This is a genomic window from Pseudooceanicola sp. HF7, from assembly GCF_011806405.1.
Taxonomy (GTDB): domain Bacteria; phylum Pseudomonadota; class Alphaproteobacteria; order Rhodobacterales; family Rhodobacteraceae; genus Pseudooceanicola.
Genome location: NZ_JAATOW010000007.1, coordinates 32671 through 53587 on the forward strand (window position 1 = coordinate 32671; position 20917 = coordinate 53587).

The 20917-nt window shown below is 65.5% G+C and carries 25 protein-coding genes; 11 read left to right on the forward strand and 14 right to left on the reverse strand.

Annotated features, from left to right (window positions below):
* Positions 1 to 50 precede the first annotated feature (50 nt).
* From HCZ97_RS05635 to parE, 3 genes are all read right to left on the reverse strand, one after another.
* On the reverse strand, positions 51 to 515 hold the full coding sequence (locus HCZ97_RS05635) for an RcnB family protein (RefSeq protein WP_254871370.1): 465 nt from the start codon (positions 513 to 515) through the stop codon (positions 51 to 53).
* Positions 516 to 645: 130 nt separating this feature from the next.
* The gene (locus tag HCZ97_RS05640; RefSeq protein ID WP_167687708.1) at positions 646 to 1500 is read right to left on the reverse strand and encodes a glycosyltransferase family 25 protein; all 855 of its coding nucleotides are present in this window, start codon (positions 1498 to 1500) and stop codon (positions 646 to 648) included.
* Positions 1501 to 1511: 11 nt separating this feature from the next.
* Positions 1512 to 3470, reverse strand: coding sequence for a DNA topoisomerase IV subunit B (gene parE, locus HCZ97_RS05645; RefSeq protein WP_167687709.1), 1959 nt, complete (start codon positions 3468 to 3470; stop codon positions 1512 to 1514).
* A gap of 439 nt (positions 3471 to 3909) precedes the next feature.
* Between parE and HCZ97_RS05650 the strand changes: the two genes are divergently transcribed.
* The gene (locus HCZ97_RS05650; protein WP_167687710.1) at positions 3910 to 5316 is read left to right on the forward strand and encodes an MATE family efflux transporter; all 1407 of its coding nucleotides are present in this window, start codon (positions 3910 to 3912) and stop codon (positions 5314 to 5316) included.
* A gap of 74 nt (positions 5317 to 5390) precedes the next feature.
* Here the strand turns inward: HCZ97_RS05650 and HCZ97_RS05655 are convergent, their stop codons facing one another.
* Positions 5391 to 5801 carry a hypothetical protein gene (locus HCZ97_RS05655; RefSeq protein WP_167687711.1) on the reverse strand — a complete coding sequence of 137 codons (411 nt, stop codon included), beginning with the start codon at positions 5799 to 5801 and terminating at the stop codon, positions 5391 to 5393.
* 52 nt (positions 5802 to 5853) lie between these two features.
* Complete coding sequence (locus tag HCZ97_RS05660; RefSeq protein WP_167687712.1) at positions 5854 to 7056, reverse strand: pyridoxal phosphate-dependent aminotransferase; 1203 nt, start codon at positions 7054 to 7056, stop codon at positions 5854 to 5856.
* 120 nt (positions 7057 to 7176) lie between these two features.
* Here HCZ97_RS05660 and HCZ97_RS05665 point away from each other — a divergent pair, with 120 nt between their 5' ends.
* The 3 genes from HCZ97_RS05665 (at position 7177) to HCZ97_RS05675 (ending at position 8485) form a co-directional block, all read left to right on the forward strand.
* Positions 7177 to 7569 carry a helix-turn-helix transcriptional regulator gene (locus tag HCZ97_RS05665; protein WP_167687713.1) on the forward strand — a complete coding sequence of 131 codons (393 nt, stop codon included), beginning with the start codon at positions 7177 to 7179 and terminating at the stop codon, positions 7567 to 7569.
* Complete coding sequence (locus HCZ97_RS05670; protein ID WP_167687714.1) at positions 7566 to 7838, forward strand: succinate dehydrogenase assembly factor 2; 273 nt, start codon at positions 7566 to 7568, stop codon at positions 7836 to 7838. The genes HCZ97_RS05665 and HCZ97_RS05670 overlap by 4 nt, the downstream gene beginning before the upstream one ends.
* Positions 7839 to 7984: 146 nt before the next feature.
* The gene (locus HCZ97_RS05675; RefSeq protein ID WP_167687715.1) at positions 7985 to 8485 is read left to right on the forward strand and encodes a MarR family winged helix-turn-helix transcriptional regulator; all 501 of its coding nucleotides are present in this window, start codon (positions 7985 to 7987) and stop codon (positions 8483 to 8485) included.
* Positions 8486 to 8607: 122 nt separating this feature from the next.
* On the opposite strand, the gene HCZ97_RS05680 is transcribed toward HCZ97_RS05675, so the two are convergent.
* Genes HCZ97_RS05680 through HCZ97_RS05690 form a run of 3 tightly spaced genes read right to left on the reverse strand, consistent with a single transcriptional unit; the run spans position 8608 to position 10492 of the window.
* Positions 8608 to 9348, reverse strand: a complete 741-nt coding sequence (locus tag HCZ97_RS05680) for a DUF1194 domain-containing protein (RefSeq protein WP_167687716.1) — start codon at positions 9346 to 9348, stop codon at positions 8608 to 8610.
* On the reverse strand, positions 9336 to 10106 hold the full coding sequence (locus tag HCZ97_RS05685; RefSeq protein WP_254871371.1) for a DUF1194 domain-containing protein: 771 nt from the start codon (positions 10104 to 10106) through the stop codon (positions 9336 to 9338). Before HCZ97_RS05685 ends, HCZ97_RS05680 begins: the two co-directional genes overlap by 13 nt.
* Entirely contained in the window at positions 10073 to 10492 is a 420-nt protein-coding gene (locus tag HCZ97_RS05690; RefSeq protein ID WP_167687717.1) for a VOC family protein, read from the reverse strand. The genes HCZ97_RS05685 and HCZ97_RS05690 overlap by 34 nt, the downstream gene beginning before the upstream one ends.
* Positions 10493 to 10684: 192 nt before the next feature.
* On the opposite strand from HCZ97_RS05690, the gene thyX reads away from it, so the two are divergent.
* The 3 genes from thyX to HCZ97_RS05705 all read left to right on the forward strand — a co-directional run bounded on the left by thyX (position 10685) and on the right by HCZ97_RS05705 (position 12456).
* Positions 10685 to 11593, forward strand: coding sequence for an FAD-dependent thymidylate synthase (gene thyX, locus HCZ97_RS05695; RefSeq protein WP_167687718.1), 909 nt, complete (start codon positions 10685 to 10687; stop codon positions 11591 to 11593).
* 76 nt (positions 11594 to 11669) lie between these two features.
* Complete coding sequence (locus HCZ97_RS05700) at positions 11670 to 12071, forward strand: DUF2177 family protein (RefSeq protein WP_167687719.1); 402 nt, start codon at positions 11670 to 11672, stop codon at positions 12069 to 12071.
* Between the two features lie 88 nt (positions 12072 to 12159).
* Positions 12160 to 12456: a hypothetical protein gene (locus tag HCZ97_RS05705; RefSeq protein WP_167687720.1), complete on the forward strand. Its 297-nt coding sequence runs from the start codon at positions 12160 to 12162 to the stop codon at positions 12454 to 12456.
* Positions 12457 to 12623: 167 nt separating this feature from the next.
* On the opposite strand, the gene HCZ97_RS05710 is transcribed toward HCZ97_RS05705, so the two are convergent.
* Entirely contained in the window at positions 12624 to 12830 is a 207-nt protein-coding gene (locus HCZ97_RS05710) for a cold-shock protein (RefSeq protein WP_085887538.1), read from the reverse strand.
* A gap of 193 nt (positions 12831 to 13023) precedes the next feature.
* Between HCZ97_RS05710 and HCZ97_RS05715 the strand changes: the two genes are divergently transcribed.
* On the forward strand, positions 13024 to 13338 hold the full coding sequence (locus tag HCZ97_RS05715; protein ID WP_167687721.1) for an ArsC/Spx/MgsR family protein: 315 nt from the start codon (positions 13024 to 13026) through the stop codon (positions 13336 to 13338).
* Positions 13339 to 13350: 12 nt separating this feature from the next.
* On the opposite strand, the gene HCZ97_RS05720 is transcribed toward HCZ97_RS05715, so the two are convergent.
* From HCZ97_RS05720 to HCZ97_RS05735, 4 genes are all read right to left on the reverse strand, one after another.
* Complete coding sequence (locus HCZ97_RS05720; protein ID WP_167687722.1) at positions 13351 to 13899, reverse strand: DoxX family protein; 549 nt, start codon at positions 13897 to 13899, stop codon at positions 13351 to 13353.
* The gene (locus tag HCZ97_RS05725; RefSeq protein WP_167687723.1) at positions 13896 to 14648 is read right to left on the reverse strand and encodes a DNA-binding domain-containing protein; all 753 of its coding nucleotides are present in this window, start codon (positions 14646 to 14648) and stop codon (positions 13896 to 13898) included. The genes HCZ97_RS05720 and HCZ97_RS05725 overlap by 4 nt, the downstream gene beginning before the upstream one ends.
* The gene (locus HCZ97_RS05730; RefSeq protein WP_167687724.1) at positions 14645 to 15499 is read right to left on the reverse strand and encodes a DUF692 family multinuclear iron-containing protein; all 855 of its coding nucleotides are present in this window, start codon (positions 15497 to 15499) and stop codon (positions 14645 to 14647) included. The genes HCZ97_RS05725 and HCZ97_RS05730 overlap by 4 nt, the downstream gene beginning before the upstream one ends.
* A 78-nt stretch (positions 15500 to 15577) precedes the next feature.
* Positions 15578 to 15883 carry a DUF2282 domain-containing protein gene (locus HCZ97_RS05735; protein WP_167687725.1) on the reverse strand — a complete coding sequence of 102 codons (306 nt, stop codon included), beginning with the start codon at positions 15881 to 15883 and terminating at the stop codon, positions 15578 to 15580.
* 174 nt (positions 15884 to 16057) lie between these two features.
* Between HCZ97_RS05735 and HCZ97_RS05740 the strand changes: the two genes are divergently transcribed.
* Positions 16058 to 16654, forward strand: coding sequence for a sigma-70 family RNA polymerase sigma factor (locus HCZ97_RS05740; protein ID WP_167687726.1), 597 nt, complete (start codon positions 16058 to 16060; stop codon positions 16652 to 16654).
* Positions 16651 to 17292: an NrsF family protein gene (locus tag HCZ97_RS05745; RefSeq protein WP_167687727.1), complete on the forward strand. Its 642-nt coding sequence runs from the start codon at positions 16651 to 16653 to the stop codon at positions 17290 to 17292. The genes HCZ97_RS05740 and HCZ97_RS05745 overlap by 4 nt, the downstream gene beginning before the upstream one ends.
* Before the next feature lie 104 nt (positions 17293 to 17396).
* On the opposite strand, the gene thrS is transcribed toward HCZ97_RS05745, so the two are convergent.
* Complete coding sequence (thrS, locus tag HCZ97_RS05750; RefSeq protein ID WP_167687728.1) at positions 17397 to 19379, reverse strand: threonine--tRNA ligase; 1983 nt, start codon at positions 19377 to 19379, stop codon at positions 17397 to 17399.
* 161 nt (positions 19380 to 19540) lie between these two features.
* Between thrS and HCZ97_RS05755 the strand changes: the two genes are divergently transcribed.
* Positions 19541 to 20884 carry an MFS transporter gene (locus HCZ97_RS05755; protein WP_254871372.1) on the forward strand — a complete coding sequence of 448 codons (1344 nt, stop codon included), beginning with the start codon at positions 19541 to 19543 and terminating at the stop codon, positions 20882 to 20884.
* Positions 20885 to 20917 lie beyond the last annotated feature (33 nt).

The window sequence follows — 20917 nt, forward strand, 5'->3', positions numbered from 1 at the left end:
GCCGGGTGGCGGACCTTTGCAGCTGGATCAGGCTGATACCGAGCCGGTGTTTAGTTGTTCAGGCTGTCGAAATAGCCAAGGGTTGCCGCAATGGCCGCCGTCGCGATCGCCACCTTGAAGACGTCGCCGTCAAAGATGCGGTACTCGTAGCCCTTGCCGGGATCGGGCAGGTCATACTTGTCGTAATCGCGCAGCACGCGGTACCCATCCGGCAGCCTGTCGCCCGGGCCAAACATCTTCTGCTGGTGACCCGGCGGGACCCGGCCCACACCCCAGCCCGTGCCGTTGTTGCCCTTCCGGCCGTTGTCGGCGATGCGCAGCGGGCCGTCGAAGGCCCTTCGTTCGTGCCGGTCATCGTGACTGCGGTCGATTCTGTGGTCCTGTCCATTTTGCCTGCCATGCCCATGGCCGTTCTTGGCAAGGGCCGCGCCCGACATCATGGTAGAGGCAGCGAGTGTGGCTAGAATGATGCGCTTCATGGCTCTCTCCTTCAACTTCTTGAAGGTATAACGCATGAGGCGGGCAAAAGGATCGCGGGGTTTCACCCACCGGCGGAATGATGCACAGCCCGCGCCGATCCTGCGTCGGAGCGCCGAGCGTCAGGGAAGTCAAGAAAAGCCCCGCAGACCCGCGGGGAGGGCGGGCTCAGTCCAGCAGCGGCCCGCTCTCGGACAGCGGGATCCGCATCCGGTCCATGCCCTGACGCTTGAAGCCCTGCCGCCACTTGTAGCTTTCCCATTCCGCGCGGATCAGATCGCCCAGCCCCTTCTTGGCCTTCTTCGGCGTGGTATCCGGCATCCAGTGCTCGGTATGCTCAATCCCGGTTTCAAAGACCGGCAGGCCGGCGCGCGCCCAGGGCGAGCCCGGCTTGAGCTTCAGCTCATGCACCTTGTCCGATTGCACCGCCACGGCGGGGTAGAGCACCTGGCAGGGCGGGCGGGCGCCGTGGTCCATGTCGAACAGCTCAAGGTCCACCGGAACGCTCAGCAGGGTGTCCCGCGCCAGCAGCTCCCGTGCAAGATCGGCCCGCAACAGGTAGCCTGCGGCCCCGAAAGCGCCATGGTGGTAATCGTAGATCCGGAAGCCGCCGCGCTGGCGCGCCACGGTCCCGCGTCCCACGACCTGCCGCTTGTCGCGCCAGGCCTCGATCCGCACCATGCCCTTGGTTGCCCGGGCGGCGGCAAAGTCGATCCCCGCCCGCGCATCGCGGGAGAAAAGCACGTCATCCTCCAGCACCAGGCCCCATTCGTGACCCGATTCCGCGATCCATTTCCAGGCGCTCATCTGGCTCAGGAAGACGGCGATCTCCGTTTCTGACAGCATGCCCTCCGCGAACCGTGCGCCAATGGCCTGCGTCATGGCTGCGGTGGTCGGCGGGGTCACCGCTTCGATCCGCTGGATCGGCAGGCCAAGCATGTCGAGCTGGCGGGTCATCAGGGCCATGCGCTCCACCTGGGACGCAAGGTTGATGACCAGCGCGGGAATCTTGGATGGGGTCATGTCGGCTACGCTCAAACGTCCAGTTCTTCGACGAACTTGGCGTTCTCCTGGATGAACTGGAACCGCAGCTCGGGTTTCTTGCCCATCAGCCGCTCGACAAGATCACCGGTCTCGCCGGGCTCGTCCTCGTCGATGGTGACGCGGATCAGCTTGCGGCTCTCGGGATCCATGGTGGTTTCCTTCAGGTCCTTCGCGTCCATCTCGCCCAGGCCCTTGAAGCGGCTGACGTCAATCTTGCCCTTGCCGCCCAGGCCCTTCTCTAGCCAGATGTCGCGCTCTGCCTCGTCTTCCACGTAAAGCCGCTTCGCCCCCTGCGTCAGACGGAACAGCGGCGGGCAGGCCAGGTAGAGGTGGCCGTGGTCGATCATCGGCCGCATTTGGGTGAAGAAGAAGGTCATCAGCAGGGAGGCAATATGCGCCCCGTCGACGTCCGCGTCCGTCATGATGATGATCTTGTCGTAGCGCAGATCATCGACGTTGAACTTGCTGCCCAGTCCGACACCAAGCGCCTGGCAGATATCAGAGATCTCCTGGTTCGCACCGATCTTGTTGGAGGCGGCCCCCAGCACGTTCAGCACCTTGCCGCGCAGCGGCAGCAACGCCTGGGTCTTGCGGTTCCGCGCCATCTTGGCAGAGCCCCCGGCCGAGTCGCCCTCCACCAGGAATAGCTCTGTGCCCTGGCGGTTGGAATTGGAGCAATCGGTCAGCTTGCCAGGCAGGCGCAGCCGCTTGGTCGCGCTCTTTCGGGCGGTTTCCTTTTCCTGGCGGCGGCGCAGGCGTTCCTCTGCCCGCAGCACCAGGAAGTCCAGGATCGCGCCGGCGGATTTCGTGTCCGCGGCAAGCCAGTTGTCGAAGTGATCGCGCACGGCGCCTTCGACCAGGCGGGCGGCTTCGGTGGTGGCCAGCCGGTCCTTGGTCTGGCCCACGAATTCGGGTTCCCGGATGAAGCAGGACACCAGGGCAGAGCCGCCGGTCACAAGGTCGTCCTTGTTGATCTGGGCGGCCTTCTTGTTGTTCACGAGCTCGCCATAGGCGCGGATCCCCTTCAGGATCGCCGCCCAGAAGCCGGTCTCATGGGTGCCGCCCTCAGGCGTGGGAACGGTGTTACAGTAGGACTGGATGAAACCGTCGCGCGAGGGCGTCCAGTTGATCGCCCATTCGACCCGGCCCGGCACGTTGAACCGTTCCTGGAAATCGACCCGGCCCGCGAAGGGCTGATCGGCGTAGGTGGTGCTGCCGGACAGCGTTTCCTTCAGGTAGTCGCCCAGCCCGCCAGGGAAGTGGAACACGGCTTCGGTCGGGGTCTCGCCATCGTCGATCTCGGATTTCCAGCGGATCTCCACCCCGGAGAACAGGTAGGCCTTGGAGCGGATGGACTTGAACAGACGCGCCGGCTTGAACTTGTGGCTGCCAAATATCTCTGCATCCGGATGGAAGGTCGTGGTGGTGCCGCGCCGGTTGGGGGCCGCGCCGATCTCTTCCACCGGGCCCAGGGGGATGCCGCGTGAAAAGCGCTGTTCGACCAGTCGGCGATCCCGTGCGACCTGCACGACCATCGAATCCGACAGCGCGTTGACGACCGATGCCCCCACGCCGTGCAGACCGCCGGAGGTCTCATAGGCCTTGCCGGAGAACTTGCCGCCCGCGTGCAGCGTGCACAGGATCACCTCGAGCGCCGATTTGCCGGGGAACTTGGGGTGCGGATCAAAGGGCATCCCGCGACCGTTGTCGCGGATGGTCATGGAGTAATCCGAATGCAGCTCCACCTCGATGCGGTTGGCGTGGCCGGCCACGGCCTCGTCCATGGAGTTGTCGAGGATCTCCGCCACCATGTGATGCAGGGCGCGCTCGTCGGTGCCCCCGATATACATCCCCGGACGTTTGCGTACCGGCTCCAGACCTTCAAGCACCTCGATCGAGGAGGCGTCATAGGTCTCCGGGCCGGTCCCGCTCAAAAGATCGTCTGCCATTTGCTGCTCATGTTTGTTGGTTGTTGCCGGACATTATGTCAGTGCGCGGCCTCGGGGGAAAGCGCTTTGGCGTGCCTGGGCGTCACTGTGAACGGCTGACAGGCTGCAAAGCGCGTGCCGGGGCATAGCACGACAGCGGCCTTGCCGGAAAGGGGGCTCAAAGCGCCGCGCGACTGCGGGGCCGGGGCACCCGGTAGCAACCCGGCAGGGGCCTTGAGCTGGCTGCCGCCGTGCGCATACGGGACCCGCTGGTTGAAAAAGCCGCGCGCATGACGCCTCTGCGCCGGTACCCCTGCCAGCCCGGCGGCCAGACCCCAGCAAGAGCGCATAGGCAGGGGCAGGCTCCGCGCCTGTAGAAAATACGGGTTTGTCAATCTTCGGTTGACCAGCGGGCCCGCGCCCTCTTGCCAGAGTCGCGTGGGGGGCGTAATGGCCTGCGATGATCCCGGCAATGTCATATCGCAAGCACTTCGGTGCCGTCATGGTGCTTGGTCTGCCCCTTGCAGGCAGCCAGATCGCGCAGGTCTCCTTGAGCCTGGTCGATGCCGCCATGCTGGGCTGGTATGACACCACCGCCCTTGCGGGCGAGATCATCGGCTCCTCGCTTTTCTTCGTGCTCTTCATCGCGGGCACCGGCTTTGCCGCCGGCCTGGCCCCGCTTGTCGCGGCAGCGGAAGGCCGGGGGGATACCACGGCGGCGCGGCGCGTCACGCGGATGGCCCTCTGGCTGTCGATGCTGGCGGGGCTCATGGCGCTGCCGTTCCTGTTGCAGGCCGAACGGATCTTCCTGTTCCTGGGGCAGAAGCCGGAAATCGCGGCCGCCGCCGGCGATTACCTGGGCATCCTGGCCTGGGGCATCTTCCCGGCCCAAGGCGCCGCCGCCCTCAAGAGCTACCTTGCCGCGCTTGAGCGCAGCCGGACGGTGCTTGTCGCCACGCTGGTCTCTGTCGCGGTCAATGCGCTTGGCAACTACGTGCTGATCTTCGGCAGCTGGGGCGCGCCGGAGCTGGGCATCCAGGGGGCCGCGATCTCCTCCCTCATCATGCATGCGGCCACGCTGGCCTTCCTTGTCGCCTATATCCAGCGCGTCCTGCCCGGGCAGGAGCTGTTCGTGCGCCTTTGGCGCCCCGATTGGGAGGCCTTCTGGGCCGTCTTCCGCCTTGGCTGGCCGATCTCCCTGACGCTGATCTGCGAGGTCGGGCTGTTCGCCTTTTCCTCCATCATGATGGGCTGGGTCGGTGAGGTGGCTCTGGTGGCCCATGGGATCGCCATGCAGATCACCTCTGTCACCTTCATGATCCACCTCGGACTCAGCCAGGCTGCGACCGTGCGGGCGGGCCGGGCCCATGGCCGCGGCACGATGACGGACATCAACCGCGGCGCGGCTGCGGCCCTGGTGCTGTCGGGGGTGGTCAGCGTGCTGACCATCGGGCTGTTCCTCGGCATGCCCAGGACGCTGATGGCACTGTTCCTGGATCCCGCCTCTCCGGACCTGCCGGAGATCGTGAGCTTCGGGACGATCCTGCTGGCGGCGGCGGCGGTCTACCAGTTCGCGGACGCCTACCAGGTGCTGGCGCTTGGCATCCTGCGCGGCCTGCAGGACACCCGCCGGCCCATGCTGGTGGCAGCGGTCAGCTACTGGATCGTGGGTGTGCCCAGTGCCTACCTGCTGGCCTTCCCGCTGGGGCTGGGTGGCATCGGCATCTGGATCGGCCTGGCGATCGGCCTTGCCATGGCGGCGGTCTGGCTGATGATGCGGCTCTGGCGTGGGGTGCTGCCCCGCGTCCAGCGCGAGATTTCAGAGCAATACGGTATCAACGCCGGGACCGCCCCAACCGCAGTCTGACGGCCCGTTTCCGGATCGGCGCTGCCCTGACCCCGGTATGCGGATCCTGCGCAGGATCCCGGGGCCACTGGCCCTCAGGACTTTTCCTTGCGCGTCAGGATATCGGCCTGCTTGCGCACCAGCGCGCTGCGCAGGTCATGCATGGCCATCAGCAGGGGATCGGTCATGGTTGCAAGCTCGTCTTCGCTGGCGCGGGACTGAACCCATTGCGCGGTCCGGTTCAGCGCCTCGACGGTGCGGTGCACCTCGTCCATCTGGCGGTCCGCGACCACGGCCTTGCGGCTTTCCATCCAGGCGCGGATCTCTGAGATTTCCTGGTCTGTCAGGGGCTCGTTGCCCTGTGGCTTGATTTCCCCGTTGCGGATATTGGCCACCGCCACCTGGTTCAGCCCCAGGCTTCGCAAGCGTTCGTCCTTGACCACGCGAAAGACGAAGGCGCCGTTTTCACGGATGCGGAAATAGAGGTTGGGCAGAACGGTGGGCATATGCGCTCTCCGGTTGGATGCCGCCCGGATAGACCGGGCGAGAGGGCTGGATCTAGCGGAGAGTGTTGCAGAATTCCTGAATCCGGGTACAGGCTTCCGTAAGGGCCGCGTCGGAAGTTGCATAGGAAATTCTGAAGTTCGGGCTTAGTCCGAAAGCGGCACCAAAGACCAGCGCGACCCCGGCTTCCTCCAGCAAGGCATTGGCAAAGGCCTCATCCGTGTCGATCAGCGTGCCGCCGGCGCTGGTCTTGCCGATCAGCCCCGCGATGGAGGGATAGACGTAGAAGGCTCCCTCCGGCACCGGGCAGGTCACGCCCTCGATCTCGTTCAGCATCTTGCAGACCAGGTCGCGGCGGCGGATGAACATCTCGTTGTTGGGCGCGATGAATTCCTGCGGGCCGTTCAGCGCCTCGACCGCCGCCCATTGGCTGATGGAGCAGGGGTTGGTCGTGGACTGGCTCTGGATCTTGCGCATCGCCGCGATCAGCGTCTCGGGCCCGCCCGCATACCCGATCCGCCAGCCGGTCATCGCATAGGCCTTCGAGACACCGTTGACCGTCAGGGTGCGGTCGTAAAGCGCCGGTTCGACCTCTGCCGGGGTGCAGAAGGTGAAATCGTCATAGGCCAGGTGTTCGTACATGTCGTCCGTCAGCACCCAGACATGGGGGTGGCGCAGCAGCACATCGGTCAGCGCCTTCAGCTCTTCCCGGCTGTAACCGGCCCCTGTGGGGTTGGACGGAGAGTTGAAGATCAGCCACTTGGTCTTGTCGGTGATCGCTGCGTCCAGCTGCTCCGGGGTGATGCGGAAGCGGTTCTCAAGAGAGGCCTCGATCATCACCGGCGTGCCGCCCGCCAGGCGGACCATGTCCGGGTAGCTGACCCAATAGGGGGCCGGAATCACGACCTCGTCCCCGGGGATCAGGGTGGCCATCAGCGCGTTGTAGAGCACCTGTTTGCCGCCGGTGCCCACGTTGATCTGGGCCGGGGTATAGTCCAGCCCGTTGTCGCGCTTGAACTTGGCGCAGATCGCCGCCTTCAGCTCCGGGATGCCGTCAACCGGGGTGTATTTCGTTTTTCCCGCCTCGATTGCCGCAATTGCCGCCGCCTTGATGTTGTCGGGCGTGTCAAAATCGGGTTCGCCGGCACTCAGACCGATCACATCCTTGCCGGCCGCCTTGAGCTCCTGTGCCTTGGTCGTCATCGCGATCGTGGGGGACGGTTTCACGCGGGAGAGGGTTTCGGACAGGAAGGACATGTGCCGGTGCTCCGGTTTGTGTTTATGGCCCGTCCGTCTTAGGCTTGCGCCGAAGGCCGTTCAAGGCAGATCGAAACGGACATGCATGGGCCGGCAGCACGGTCCCCAGGAAGGATCCCGATGATGGACGATTGGTACAGCGCCGAGAACGCGACTTTCGGAGACAGGATCGAAGCGGCGCGGCTGGCCGCCCGGATGACCCAGGGCCAGCTGGCCAAGCGCCTTGGCGTCAAGCTGTCGACCCTCAAGCACTGGGAACAGGACCTGTCAGAGCCGCGCGCCAACAAGCTGCAGATGCTGGCCGGGCTGCTGAACGTGTCGCTGACCTGGCTGCTGAACGGCGAAGGCGAAGGGGTGGCCGGTCCCGATGCGATCGACCAGGCCCCCGATGCCGGTGCCATGGCCGCGCTTGGAGAGATCCGCGAGATCCGCACCCAGATGGCTGGCATGGCGGATCGTCTGGCGCTATTGGAGAAGCGCCTGAGAAACGTATTCAAGGAAGCCGCAGAATGACAGAGCCGGTCCCGGTCGGGGAAACCCGCGAAACCCGCGTGAAACGGATGCGGATGCGCTCCATGCGGCGCGGCATCAAGGAAATGGACATCATCCTTGTGCGCTTCGCCGATGCCTGCCTAGACGATCTGACCGATCAAGAACTGGACGCCTATGACCAGGTCCTGTCGCAGAACGACCAGGATCTCTACCAATGGGTCTCCGGCCAGAAAGAAGTCCCGGCAGAGCTGGCCCCGATGATCGCCCGGATCGCCGCCATCCCGGCCTGAACACCCCGGAGCCACGCGGGATCGTTCCACCCCTGGTTGAAATCCATCGGATGTTAACCATGGAACGGTCTATCCATTTGGAATTAACGCAATTTTCGGGAATCTGCGTCAAATCTTCGTCCAAGAAATATCGGACGGAGAATTGGATGAGCATTCAGAACGCGATTGGCCCGCGTAGCGCTCCTAAGGAGTTCATGGGCGGCTATCTCGACATGCTGGCGCTGGTGGAGCGGCTGCATCGTCTGTTGCTGGACGTCATCAAGGACGAATTCGAGCGTGTCGGCGTGCTTGAGATCAACGCGGTCCAGGCGCTTCTGCTCTACAACATCGGCGATAACGAAGTCACCGCCGGAGAGTTGAAGAGCCGTGGCTACTACCAGGGCAGCAACGTCAGCTACAACCTCAAGAAGCTCGTGGAAATGGGCTTCATGCACCACGAACGCTGTGAGATCGACCGCCGCTCCGTCCGCGTCCGCCTGACCCAGAAGGGGCGCGAAATCCGCGATGTGGTCGGCGATCTTTTCGCGCGCCATGCCGAGGGGCTGGAAAGCCGCAACATGCTGGATTTCAATGCCATGGAAGACAACAACGCCTCCCTGCGCCGCCTGGAACGGTTCTGGAGCGACCAGATCCGCTACATCTACTGATCCGCCGCCTGAAACACCCCAAGCTGACAGCCCGTGCGGCGTCACGCTGCCGGGCCAACTAAGCCGCACGCAGGACCGAAGGGCTGGCCCCTCCGGTCCTTCCCCGTAATCAGGGCAAGTGTTCAGGGCTGGCCGTCTTCGGGGAAGGGCAGGGGGGTGTCCGGCACGAGGGTCGACACGGCGATCACCTGCAATTCCCGCAGCAGCTTGCGCACCATGGCGGCGTGGTAATCCCGGAAGCCAAGCGCGGTTTCCAGGAAAGCATCCGGCCCGCGCAGCACATAGGCCCTGTAATAGGCAGAGAGCGGCGCGATCCCCATGGCCTCGCCCCCGCGCGCGCCGCCGTCGGCCGCGCCGATCGCCAGGCCGTTGACGGTGATATCACCCATCTCGACGCTTTGCGGGTGGGGGCGGGCGTTGTGGATCCCATCGCCTGAGATATCCAGCACATGCCGCCAGCACTCCGGCTGATCCGCCAACGCCGCACGTCCATAGCGCAGCGCCGCCCCGATGGAGGTGGAGGGCTCCATCGCCCCGCGCCGGGAGGCGCGCAATTCCTGCTGAAGCGCCGTGATATCCGTGTCGCTGCGGATGCTGCGCCAGGGGGCCAGCAGCCGCTGGTCCGCCGTGCCGCTCCACTCAAAGACCATCAGCCGCACCGGGGCCTGCGGGATATCCAGAAGCGCGTTGCGCACATCAGCCTCTCCCAGGGCCGCGGCCAGCCCGTCGATCTGCAGCCGGTATTCATCGCCATCGACAGAGCCAGAGACATCCAGCCCCAGGGCCAGCGCCTGGCGGCAGGTTTCGGCCTGAAGCGGCCCTGCCAGGACCAGGGCAAGAAGGGGCGCGGCTAGCCGCAGCATTCGGGGGGTGTCTCTGCCTGGCCCATCTGCAGGTCGTTGATTTCACGGAACAGCTTCAGGCCCATGGCATGGGCGAAATCCTCAAAACCGTTCGCCACCTCAAGAAAGGCGCCGGGACCCCGGATCACGTGCTGCTGGTAGAAGTCGTAAACGCCCTCGTCCGGGCCAAGGATCGCCAGCCCGTTCACCACCACCCCGGCGAATGGGAAATTGCGATAGGCCAGCTCCGGGCCGAAGCCCTCGTTGTTGATCCCGTCGCCAGACAGGTCCAGCACCTGCCGGTCACAGGCGGGCGCGTCCCGCAACAACCCCGCCCCAAAGCCAAGCGCATAGCCGGTCGCGGTGGGAAACCCGCTGTGGGACCGCCGGGCCTCTGACAGGCGCGAAGAGGCGCGCAGGATGTCTTCCGGGGTGCGGATCATCAGCCAGGGCAGGATCACCTTCTGCTGGTAGCGCCCGCTCCATTCATAGGCCGAAAGGGCGACGGCGCCATTGCCGTTTAGCAGCGCCTGCCGGATCTGCGGCAGCAGCAGCGCCCGGGCCAGCCCGTCGCGCTGCAGCTGATATTCCCGGCTGTCGACAGAGGCAGAGACATCCAGCGCCAGGACCAGGGCCAGCCGACAATGGCTGCCCCCCTGCGCCTGCGCGGCCAGGGGTGTCAGCGCCAGAAGAAGCCACAGGCCGACGCCCCGCAGCAGTTGCCACGGCGCCCGGCGTGCGTGACTTACCAGTGGCCGGTGTTTTCCATGCTTGCCCAAGGTTCCGCCGGCTCCAGATTTCCATCCTGCAGCAACTCGATGGAGACATTGTCCGGCGACCGGACAAAGGCCATGTGGCCATCGCGCGGCGGACGGTTGATCGTCACGCCGGCGTCCATCAGTTTCTGGCAGGTCTCGTAGATGTTCTCGACCTGGTAGGCGAGGTGACCGAAATGACGGCTGTCGCTTGGCAGCCCGTCGTCGCCATCCCAGTTCCAGGTCAGTTCGACCGGGCATTCCTCGTGGCCTTCGGGGGCCATGAATACCAGCGTGAAGCGGCCGCCCTCGTTCTCGATCCGCCGGGTCTCTTTCAGGCCCAGCAGCTCGTAGAACGCCATGCTTTTCTCAAGGTCCTTCACGCGGACCATCGTATGCAGGTAACGCATCCGTCTTGCTCTTTCTGTTGCGGTATTTAGCCGGGACGCGCCTGGCGTCCCTTCATGCTTGCAGCGTAGCAGCCCCGCGCCACTTGTCGATGTGAAAAGCCGCGCAGAGGAGTTATCCACAGCATGTAGAGGTTTTTTCCGCCCCTCTTACCAGATAAGGTGGGCGAAAATCTCTCCAGAAAGGATTCGTCCATGCCGCTTTCCGCTGACCAGCAGGCCGAGATCGAAGAACTGCGGGCCGCGCCCGCCTCGACCCTGCGGGCCACCGTACCGGGGATCGAGGCGCATCTCTACAAGGCCGTTCCGGTTCTGGATCATGGCTTTGTCCGCGTCGTCGACTACATGGGCGACGATTCCGCGATCTGCCAGGCGGCGCGCGTCTCCTACGGGCGCGGCACGAAATCGGTGCAGAACGACGAAGGCCTGATCCGCTACCTGATGCGTCACTGGCACTCGACCCCCTTCGAGATGTGCGAGCTGAAGCTGCATGTGAAACTGCCGGTCTTCGTGGCCCGTCAGTGGATCCGCCACCGCACCGCCAACGTGAACGAATACTCCGCCCGCTATTCGATCCTGGACCGGGAATTCTACATCCCCGCGCCGGAACACCTAGCGGCGCAATCGGTGATCAACAACCAGGGCCGGGGCGAAGCCCTGACCGGCGAGGAAGCCGCCCGCGTGCTGGAATACCTCAAGACCGACAGCGCCCGCGCCTATGATCACTACGCAGAGATGATCAACCAGGAGGACGGACAGCAGGGCCTGGCGCGTGAACTGGCGCGGATGAACCTGCCCGCCAATATCTACACCCAGTGGTACTGGAAGGTGGATCTGCACAACCTCTTCCACTTCCTGCGCCTGCGCGCCGATGCCCATGCCCAGTATGAAATCCGCGTCTACGCGGACGAGATCTGCAAGCTTGTCGCCGATTGGGTCCCCCTGGCCTACAAGGCCTTCGAGGATTACCGCCTGGGCGCGGTTTCCATGTCCGCCCAGATGGTCGACTGCCTGCGCCGCATGCTGGCCGGCGAAGAGGTGACGGAAGAGAACTGCGGCATGTCCAAGCGCGAGTGGCGCGAATTCCGCGGCATGCTCGACTGACGGAAACTCATCCGAAAACAGACTGATCCAGCGTGGCGGTCTGCACGTATTCCCCCCAGATATTCCCGGAGGAAACATGCAGATCGTCACGCTTTATCTCACCACCGCCCTGGTTTTCCTGGGGCTCGACGCGGTGATGCTGAAACACGTCATGCGGCCGCTCTTTGAAACGCGGCTTGGCGATCAGCTTCTGGCCGATCCGCGTTTCGGACCGGCCGGGGTGTTTTACCTGTTCTACGTCGCCGGCGTGGTCTGGTTCGTCTCGCTTCCCGCGCTCTGGGACGGCAAGGCATTTCATGCGCTGGCCAGCGGGGCGCTTCTGGGGGCCATGGCCTATGGCACCTATGAATTCACCAATTACGCCACGCTGCGGGCCTGGGATCTGCGCATGGTGGCCACGGACCTGATCTGGGGCACCGTTCTGACGGGCACCTCTGCCTTCATCGGCGTGATCGTGACCCAGAAGATCTTCAACTAGGGCAGGATATCTTCAAGAAATCGCATTTGGTCTGCGAAAACCGTCATGAATCTGTTACAGTGGGGCAAACGCCACACGGAGCTGCTTCATGATCCGTTTCGCCTGCCTTTGCGCGCTTGCTCTTTCCGCGGGTCCCACCGCAGCCAGTTCGCCCATTGCCGAGGTCATCTGCGATGGGCGCGCCGCCATGGAACAGCGGCTGAGCACGCGGATGCGCAGCACGCGACAGGCCACCGGCTTGCGCGGACCGGAGCAGGTGATGGAGGTCTGGACAGATCCCACCGGCGACTGGACGCTCGTGGTCACCTATGCGACCGGGACGTCCTGCATTGTTTCAATGGGCGAAGCCTGGCAGGACATGCGCCCGCCACGGGATCCTGCCTGACCCGGTCATCATGGCCGCAGGGCGGGGACGTGTCAGAAAAAACCCGGAAACTGGCGTTTCCGGGGCATGGAATTGCCGACTTGCGAACTCTTGACTGCACTCTGTGAGGGTGGCGCCGGGCCTTGGCGGATCATGGCGATGGCTTGATCCTGTCGGTGGGGCGTCTGTCAGAGCAGCTTCAGATCTCCGGCCATCTGCCGGCCGTCGCGCCCCTCGGTCAGTTCGTAGCCAACCTTCTGGTTGTCCGCGAGCCCGGTCAGCCCCGAGCGCTCCACGGCGGAGATATGCACAAAGACATCCTTGCCGCCTTCTTCGGGTTCGATGAAACCGTACCCTTTCGTCGTATTGAACCATTTTACGGTGCCTACAGGCATTCCGTCTCTCCTCTTGCCGTTTTGCCCTGCAATTCAGGGGACTTGCTGCAAGACGGACAAGGTCATAAAAGTCGGTGACTTGCCGATCCTGCACGGTTCAAGGATTGCATTGGTTTTGTAAAAAGCAAGCAAAACAAAGGTATTGCCGCCGCATAGCACAGGATTTGGGCGAAGTGCGGCAAAGGGGGCGTTTATGAATGTATACGGTATCAAGAATTGCGACACCTGTCGCAAGGCCTTGAAAGAGCTGGAAAATCCAGAGCTTGTTGATATCCGGCACGACGGGCTGCCCGAAGCACTGCTGCAGCGGGCTGCCGAAACATTCGGCAACGATCTGCTCAACCGCAGGTCGACGACCTGGCGCGGCCTGGACGAGGCAGAGCGCGAGAAGGGCATCCAAGAGCTGCTGCGCGCCCATCCGCTGCTGATGAAACGCCCGCTCATCGAAGCGGGCGATCAGCTTTATCTTGGCTGGGGGCCAGAGGTGCGCGCGGCCCTGGTTGGCTAGGGCGCGACGGGGCTAGGGCGTGACGGGCGCAGGCGATGTCGCGCGAAAGACCAGCCGGTCCAGCGCCAGTGCCCCGCCCCCCATCAGCCCCGGCACCAGCAACAGGAACACCCAGAGCGCCCGCTGATCCAGCACCACGCCGGCGGGCATCCTGTCGAACCAGGCGCCCAGCGTCGCGGCATGGGCGATGCCGCCATGTCCGTATAGATCGGTCAGGCTCTGCACCGCGATGAAGCCGATCATCCCGAAGCTTGCCAACCGCGTCAGCAGGCCCAGCACCACCATCAGCGGCAGCAGGAACTCTGCCCAGGTGCCGGCCACCACGATCAGCCATTGCAGCCAGCTCATCTGCGCGGCGTCATAGCCCGCCGCCTCGAAGGCGCGCGGAAAGATCTGCCCGTAGGCCCCGGCAGAGGGGTGCAGAAAGCCGAAGATCCCATCGCCCAGCTTTGTCAGGGCCGAGCTCCAGAAATAGGTCAGCAGCACGGCGGCAAAAAGGAACCGCGCCAGGACCGGCAGGGCAGGGCTGAGCCGGGACAGCGGCTGGGTCGGATCTGTCATCTGGGAACCTCCAGGTCGGTGATAGCCCCCCGGGCCAGCAAAAGGCCCAGCAGGTCGGTCAGTGGCGCCTCATCGCCATCGCTGGCCGCATGGGCTTCGGAGACATTGGCGCCGTCCAGCAGGGCGCGCATCATCAGGCCCTGGGGTTTGCTCAGCGGATCGGGGCGTGGGTCGTAGCCCGGGCGGCTGATCAGCACGTCCTGGGCCTGCGGGCGCGGCGCGGGGGCCTCTGCCTCATGGGCCTTGCGCCAGATGTCATGCAGGGGCCAGGCCGAGGGCAGCAGGCGCAGGGCGGGCGCAAAGCGCAGCCGGGCAAGAGGCAGGGCCTCTTGCGGCAGGGCGGCCAGTCGGTCGGGCGCGACCGGCGTGGCGTCGGCGGCGTGGTAGGAACTGCGCAGCGCCAGGTCCAGCCGGGCGGCATCGGGCAGGTAGCCCATCTGGGCCACCGGCGCGAAACCGGCAAGGAAGTCGGGAAAGGCATCGCCATAGCGAAACATGCGCGGATCCCGCGGCGGATGGGCCCGCACGAAGGGCAGGGCGATGCGGCGCAGGTTGGTCTCTCCGATCAGCCGGGCCACGGTGGGGAACCCCTCCAGCACGGCCTCTGTCAGGCTGGCGGCCACGTTGTTGCGATAGACATCGAACCGCCGCCCCACAGGCCCGCCCCGCCCGTCGCCAAGCGCCTCCGGCGGTGGCAGGGCAGGATCCAGAAGGGCGGCGCGGAAACCGGCTTGCAGGACGCGGGTCATGACGGTTGCACCGGCGCCAGCGCCGCCTCTGCCCGGCGCGCCTGCGTGGCCAGCACGGGCCAGTCGGGCACGTCGTTGTCCCATTCGATCAAGAGCGGCCTGGGCCCCGACAGCGCCAGCACCGCCTCCAGCAGCGCCCAGACCGGATCGGCCACCTCGCGCCCGTGGCTGTCGATCAGCAGGGGCCGGCCGGCCTCGTCTTCTTCCTCGTCATGGCCGCCCAGGTGGATTTCGCCGACGGCGGCCATGGGGAAATCGCCGACATAGGCCAGAGGATCCAGGCCAAGGTTCACGGCAGAGACGAAGACATTGTTCACGTCCAGCAGCAGCCCGCAGCCAGTGCGCCGGGCGACCTCGCGCAGGAACTCGGTCTCGGGCATCTCGCTTTCCTCGAAGGCCAGGTAGCTCGAGGGGTTCTCAAGCAGCATCGGCCGTCCGACCGCCTCTTGCAGCTGGTCGATATGGCGGCAGACCCGCGCCAGCGTCTCGCCCGTGTAGGGCAGGGGCAGCAGGTCGTTCAGAAAGGCGCTGTCATGTGTGGACCAGGCAAGGTGCTCTGAAAAGCTGGCCGGTTGCAGCCAGTCGCAGAGCTGGCGCAGGCGGTCCAGGTGGGCCGGGTCCAGCGGCCCTTCGCCGCCGATCGACAGGCCCACGCCATGGACCGAGACGGGGAAGCGCTCCGCCAGGTGGCGCAGCTGGGCCAGGGGCCGTCCGCCCGCGCCCATGTAATTCTCTGCATGGATCTCCAGCCAGCGGACGGGGGCGGGATCTGCCATGATCTGCGCGTAATGCCGGGCCTTGTAGCCCACGCCGGGGGCGGCGGGCAGGCGGGGGTGGCTGTGATCGAACATGCGGGGCTCCATCGGATCAGGTGCTGAAGAACGGGTCCGGCGCAGGCAGGTGCGGTGCCTGCGCCGGACCATTCGCAATCAGCCGTCCATCGGCAGGTCGCGATCCAGCGGCTCAAGCGAGCCCATGCGCGCGTGGTCATCCATCTTCGGCAGCTCGATCTCCATGCAGGTGCCGGCGTCCACGAAGGTCCAGGCATTGCCCTGGTAATCCACGGTCGACGTGCCGGCGCAGGTGGTGCCGGGGCCGGCGGCGCAATCGTTCTCTCCGGCCATGGAAACGCCGTAGCATTTCTCCTGCGCGGCCTGCGCATGGGCGACGGAGCTGGCGGCAAGAGCGGCTGCGAAGGCCCCGGCGACGGCGACGATGTTCCTGGTGTTGGACATTTGGATCTCTCCCTTGGGGTATCTCTGGATCTGGCGGCGCCCTCATGGCGTCCGTGTCTCTCCATTCGCGGCGGGAGCCTGGGATGTTACACCGCTCACGAACAGGTGAACCCGTTGCAGAAAATCCGTGAGGGGCTGTAACGTTTCCCCTGCCTCCTGCGAAAGGAGAGGGGAATGACCGAGAGAAACGCGCAATGGGGCGACCTGCTCAGACGTGCCAACCGGGGCGAAGCCGCGGCCTATGCGCGATTCCTGACAGAGGTGGTGCCGGTGATCCGCAACATCGCCCGGGCCCGCAGCCCGCATGGCGCGGATGAGGTAGAGGATATCGTGCAAGAGGTCCTCTTGGCGCTGCACGCCAAGCGTCATACATGGCGCGAAAGCGATCCCGTGACCCCGTGGCTTTACGCCATCGTGCGCTACAAGACCGCCGATGCGGCCCGCAAGCGGCGCGCCGGCGGGGGCCGCCAGGTCCCGATCGACGATCTGGCCGATGTCCTGCCCGACGACACGGCAGGAGAGGTCACGGCCGCAGGCGATCTCACCCGCCTTCTGGGAGAGATCGATGACCGCTCCGCCGGGATCGTCCGCGCGGTCGGGGTCGAAGGGCAAAGCGCCGGGGAAGTCGGCGCAAGGCTCGGCATGAGCGAAGGCGCGGTGCGCGTGGCCTACCACAGGGCCCTGCAACGCCTGCGCGACAAGGCCGGCGCAGTCGGCACCGGGCAGGCGAAGCAGCCGCGCCCGGCCAAAGTAGACGAGAGACTGGAATGAACACCGATGATCTCATAGCCGGCCTGGCCCGCGACCCCGCGCCAGCCACGGGTACCGGCCCTGAAAAGCGCCTCTTGCCGGTCCTGCTGGCGGGGCTGGCGGTGACGCTGGCGCTTTTCTTCCTGGTGCTGGGGCCGCGCCCGGACCTGATGGCGGCGCTGTCCGATCCGCTGATCGCGGCCAAGACACTGATGCCCCTGCTGCTGGGGGTGCTGGCGCTGATCCTGTCGCTGCGCGCCGCACGTCCGGCCGCGCCCTTCGGCCTGCCGGGCACGCTGATCTGGGCGGTGCCGGCGGCGGCGGCGGCGCTTTTCGTGCTGGCCTTCATGACCACGGTGCCGCCCGCACGGCTGCCGGCCTTCATCGGCCATTCCATCCCGATTTGCCTGCCCGCCATCCCGCTCTTGTCGCTGCCCATGCTGGCCGGTCTGATCACGGCCCTGCGGCGGGGGGCGCCCGTGCACCCGGCGCGCTGCGGCGCCCTTGCGGGGCTGGCGGCGGCGGGCCTGGCCACGGCGATCTATTCCACCTTCTGCATCGAGGATTCGCCGCTCTTCTATGCGGTCTGGTACACGGCCGGGATCGGCATCGCCTCTGCCCTGGGCGCAATTCTGGGGGCCCGCTGGCTGAACTGGTAGGGGCGCAGGCACCCCCGCCGAAGCGGACCACCTGAGATGAAAAAGGGCGCCCAGAAGACGCCCTTTTCGTTTTTGGAAACCGGTTCCCCGGCTTATTCTGTGGCTTATTCCGCGGCCAGTTTTGCCGCCTTGGCCTTGGCCTTGGCCAGGTCCGGCGGCGTGGCCTCTGCCGCGATCTGGGCGACGATCTCGTCCAGGGTCTGCGTCTTCGTCTGCTTCTCGCCAAGGCGGCGGGTAGAGACGGTGCGCTCTTCGACCTCGCGGTTCCCGCAGGCCAGGATATAGGGCACCTTGCCGACCGAGTGTTCGCGGACCTTGTAGTTGATCTTCTCGTTGCGCAGGTCGGCCTCGGCGCGCACGCCGGCGGCTTTCAGCGCCTCGACCACCTCAAGGCAATAGTCATCCGCATCAGAGACGATGGCCGCCACGACCACCTGGCGCGGAGCCAGCCAGATCGGCAGCTTGCCGGCGTGTTCCTCGATCAGGATGCCGATGAAGCGCTCGAAAGAGCCCACCACGGCGCGGTGCAACATGATCGGGTGATGCTTCTCGCCGTCCTGGCCGATGTAATGCGCCTCAAGCCGCTCGGGCAGGTTCGGGTCCACCTGCAGCGTGCCGCACTGCCAGTCGCGCCCGATGGCATCGGTCAGCACGAATTCCAGCTTCGGCCCGTAAAACGCCCCTTCGCCGGGGTTGAGGGTGTAGTCGTACCCGGCCGCCTTGCAGGCATTGCCAAGCGCGGCTTCCACCTGGTCCCAGCTTTCCTCTGTCCCCACGCGCTTTTCAGGGCGGGTGGACAGCTTCACGCTCCAGCTGTCAAAGCCGAGGTCGGCATAGACCTTGGCAAGGAACTCGATGAACTTCTTCGATTCCGCCTCGATCTGGTCGACGGTGCAGAAGATATGCGCATCGTCCTGCGTGAAGCCGCGCACCCGCATGATGCCATGCAGCGCGCCCGAGGGCTCATAGCGCGCGCAGGAACCGAACTCGGCCATGCGCAGCGGCAGGTCGCGGTAGGATTTCAGGCCGTGGTTGAAGATCTGCACGTGGCAGGGGCAGTTCATCGGCTTCAGCGCGTTGATGGTCTTTTCGCGCGCGTGATCCTCGTCCACTTCGACGATGAACATGTTTTCCTGGTAGTTACCCCAGTGGCCGGAGGCCTCCCAGAGCTTGCGGTTCACGACCTGGGGGGTGTTGACCTCCACATAGCCGTCAGCGCGCTGCTGGCGGCGCATGTAATCCTGAAGCTCGGTGTATACCGTCCAGCCGTTGGGGTGCCAGAAGACCTGGCCCGGGGCCTCTTCCTGCATATGGAACAGGTCCATCTCGCGGCCCAGCTTGCGGTGGTCGCGCTTGGCGGCCTCTTCCAGCATCAGCAGGTGGGCTTTCAGCTTTTCCTTGCCGGTGAAGGCCACGCCGTAGATCCGTTGCAGCATCGGGCGGTCGCTGTCGCCGCGCCAGTAGGCGCCGGCCACCGACATCAGCTTGAAGGCATCGCCGGGCACCTGGCCGGTGTGCTGCAGGTGCGGGCCACGGCACAGGTCCTGCCAGTCGCCGTGCCAGTACATGCGCAGCGGCTCATCGCCGGGAATGCTCTCGATCAGCTCGACCTTGTAGGGCTCGCCCCGGTCCTCGTAGTACTTGATCGCCACGTCGCGGTCCCAGACCTCCGTGCGGACGGGATCGCGAAGATTGATGATTTCCTTCATCTTCTTCTCGATCTCGCCCAGGTCCTCGGGGGTAAAGGGCTCTTCGCGGTCGAAATCGTAATACCAGCCGTCCTTGATGACGGGGCCGATGGTGACCTTCACGTCCGGCCACAGCTCCTGCACGGCGCGGGCCATGATATGGGCCAGGTCGTGGCGCACCAGCTCATTGGCCTGCGCTTCGTCCTTCATCGTGTGGATGGCGATGCTGGCGTCGCCCTCGATCGGCCACTGAAGATCCCAGTGCTGGCCGTTGACGGTGGCGGAAATGGCTTTCTTCGCAAGGGAGTTGGAGATCCCGGCAGCCACGTCGGCAGGCGTGATGCCCGCGTCGTAGTCGCGCGAATTGCCATCGGGGAAAGTGAGAGAGATCTGGGACATATCCTGTCCTCCTCGTCAGTTTGGCGCCCACGGAACGCCCGGTTGCGGGTTATGTGTGACCGCGACATCGCAAAGCCATGGACCCAAGTCAAGGTCCCGCGCGTTACCCCCCTGCCGGGGCAACCCGGGCAGACCTCGGACAGGGGGCAGGGCGCCCCCGCATGTCACGACCCCTCAGCCACCGACCAGCTACAAGCCCTAGCCAGACCGGAGCCAGCAGCCTGACCGATTCCCACATACCCCCCGCCCGCCCCGCGACCTCTCGTCCGCTCTTCGAGCGCCTGACCGGAGAGGACAGCCTGGACCCGAAGGAAAGCCGCAACGGCCTGCGCATCGCCGCGTCCCTGTCGATGACGAAGATCAGTGATGGGCTGATCGATCCCAAGCTGGTGCTGGGCTGGCTGCTGACGGCTCTCGGGGCGCCGGCGGCCTTCACCGGGGCGCTCGTGCCGATCCGCGAGGCCGGGGCGCTCCTGCCACAGCTGTTGCTGGCAGGGGGGCTGCGCCGCCTGACGCGGAAGAAATGGATGTGGGTGGCCGGCGCGGCCCTGCAGGGGGTGGCGGCACTGCTGATCGCGCTTTGCGCGCTGTTCCTGCAGGGGGCGGCGGCGGGGCTTGCGATCTGCGCGGCCCTTGCGCTGCTGGCACTGGCGCGGGCGGCCTGCTCTGTCTCCTTCAAGACGGTGCTGGGCAAGATGGTGGGCAAGACCCGGCGCGGCGCCGTCACCGGCATCGCCGGCTCGCTCGCCTCTGGCGCGGTGGTGGTCTTTGCGCTTCTGCTGATCTCCGGCCTGTTCGAAAGCCGCGGTCCGGTGCTGATCGCCATCACCCTGGCGGGTGCGCTCTGGTTGGCGGCGGCCATGCTGTTCTCCACCCTCTCCGAAGACCCGGCAGAGGCTCAGGAGCAGGCCACGCCCCCGGCGTTCCTGAAGATCCTGAAGGGCGACGCCATGCTGCGCCGCTTCATCCTCGCGCGCGGGCTGCTGGTCGCCACCGCGCTGGCCCCGCCATATATCGTTATGATCGCGGGGGCAGAGGGCGGCGCCGTGCTGGGCAAGCTGGGCGCGCTCATGCTGGCCTCTGCCGCGGCAAGCTTCGCCTCTTCCTACGTCTGGGGGCGGTTCTCTGACCGGTCCTCGCGGCGGGTGCTGGTGGCGGCAGGCCTGATCGGCGCGCTGGCCATGGCCTCCATGGTGGCGCTGGGCCTTGTCGGACTGGCCGCCAGCGCCTGGGCCGGGCCGGCGGTGCTTTTCGTGCTGATGGTGGCCTATCACGGCGTCCGCCAGGGGCGCTCGACATACCTAGTCGACCTGGCCCCCGAAGACCTGCGCGCCGATTACGCGGCGGTGGCCAACACGCTGATCGGGGGGATCCTGCTGCTGGCGGGGGCACTGGGCTCTGGCCTGGCAATGATCGGGCCCCAGGCGGCCCTGGCCGGTTTCGCCGCGCTCTCCGCCCTTGGCGGGCTTCTCTGCCTGACCCTGCGAGAGGTCGAGTCCGCCTGATATTGCACCCCTTGGCGGCGCATGCCAATCATC

What these genes read in the sequence shown, in the direction of transcription:
- HCZ97_RS05635 (WP_254871370.1), bottom strand. Translation starts at nt 515, where the DNA reads ATGCGTTATACCTTCAAGAAGTTGAAGGAGAGAGCCATGAAGCGCATC.
- HCZ97_RS05640 (WP_167687708.1), bottom strand. Translation starts at nt 1,500, where the DNA reads ATGACCCCATCCAAGATTCCCGCGCTGGTCATCAACCTTGCGTCCCAG.
- parE (WP_167687709.1), bottom strand. Translation starts at nt 3,470, where the DNA reads ATGGCAGACGATCTTTTGAGCGGGACCGGCCCGGAGACCTATGACGCC.
- HCZ97_RS05650 (WP_167687710.1), top strand. Translation starts at nt 3,910, where the DNA reads ATGATCCCGGCAATGTCATATCGCAAGCACTTCGGTGCCGTCATGGTG.
- HCZ97_RS05655 (WP_167687711.1), bottom strand. Translation starts at nt 5,801, where the DNA reads ATGCCCACCGTTCTGCCCAACCTCTATTTCCGCATCCGTGAAAACGGC.
- HCZ97_RS05660 (WP_167687712.1), bottom strand. Translation starts at nt 7,056, where the DNA reads ATGTCCTTCCTGTCCGAAACCCTCTCCCGCGTGAAACCGTCCCCCACG.
- HCZ97_RS05665 (WP_167687713.1), top strand. Translation starts at nt 7,177, where the DNA reads ATGATGGACGATTGGTACAGCGCCGAGAACGCGACTTTCGGAGACAGG.
- HCZ97_RS05670 (WP_167687714.1), top strand. Translation starts at nt 7,566, where the DNA reads ATGACAGAGCCGGTCCCGGTCGGGGAAACCCGCGAAACCCGCGTGAAA.
- HCZ97_RS05675 (WP_167687715.1), top strand. Translation starts at nt 7,985, where the DNA reads ATGAGCATTCAGAACGCGATTGGCCCGCGTAGCGCTCCTAAGGAGTTC.
- HCZ97_RS05680 (WP_167687716.1), bottom strand. Translation starts at nt 9,348, where the DNA reads ATGCTGCGGCTAGCCGCGCCCCTTCTTGCCCTGGTCCTGGCAGGGCCG.
- HCZ97_RS05690 (WP_167687717.1), bottom strand. Translation starts at nt 10,492, where the DNA reads ATGCGTTACCTGCATACGATGGTCCGCGTGAAGGACCTTGAGAAAAGC.
- thyX (WP_167687718.1), top strand. Translation starts at nt 10,685, where the DNA reads ATGCCGCTTTCCGCTGACCAGCAGGCCGAGATCGAAGAACTGCGGGCC.
- HCZ97_RS05700 (WP_167687719.1), top strand. Translation starts at nt 11,670, where the DNA reads ATGCAGATCGTCACGCTTTATCTCACCACCGCCCTGGTTTTCCTGGGG.
- HCZ97_RS05705 (WP_167687720.1), top strand. Translation starts at nt 12,160, where the DNA reads ATGATCCGTTTCGCCTGCCTTTGCGCGCTTGCTCTTTCCGCGGGTCCC.
- HCZ97_RS05710 (WP_085887538.1), bottom strand. Translation starts at nt 12,830, where the DNA reads ATGCCTGTAGGCACCGTAAAATGGTTCAATACGACGAAAGGGTACGGT.
- HCZ97_RS05715 (WP_167687721.1), top strand. Translation starts at nt 13,024, where the DNA reads ATGAATGTATACGGTATCAAGAATTGCGACACCTGTCGCAAGGCCTTG.
- HCZ97_RS05720 (WP_167687722.1), bottom strand. Translation starts at nt 13,899, where the DNA reads ATGACAGATCCGACCCAGCCGCTGTCCCGGCTCAGCCCTGCCCTGCCG.
- HCZ97_RS05725 (WP_167687723.1), bottom strand. Translation starts at nt 14,648, where the DNA reads ATGACCCGCGTCCTGCAAGCCGGTTTCCGCGCCGCCCTTCTGGATCCT.
- HCZ97_RS05730 (WP_167687724.1), bottom strand. Translation starts at nt 15,499, where the DNA reads ATGTTCGATCACAGCCACCCCCGCCTGCCCGCCGCCCCCGGCGTGGGC.
- HCZ97_RS05735 (WP_167687725.1), bottom strand. Translation starts at nt 15,883, where the DNA reads ATGTCCAACACCAGGAACATCGTCGCCGTCGCCGGGGCCTTCGCAGCC.
- HCZ97_RS05740 (WP_167687726.1), top strand. Translation starts at nt 16,058, where the DNA reads ATGACCGAGAGAAACGCGCAATGGGGCGACCTGCTCAGACGTGCCAAC.
- HCZ97_RS05745 (WP_167687727.1), top strand. Translation starts at nt 16,651, where the DNA reads ATGAACACCGATGATCTCATAGCCGGCCTGGCCCGCGACCCCGCGCCA.
- thrS (WP_167687728.1), bottom strand. Translation starts at nt 19,379, where the DNA reads ATGTCCCAGATCTCTCTCACTTTCCCCGATGGCAATTCGCGCGACTAC.
- HCZ97_RS05755 (WP_254871372.1), top strand. Translation starts at nt 19,541, where the DNA reads ATGTCACGACCCCTCAGCCACCGACCAGCTACAAGCCCTAGCCAGACC.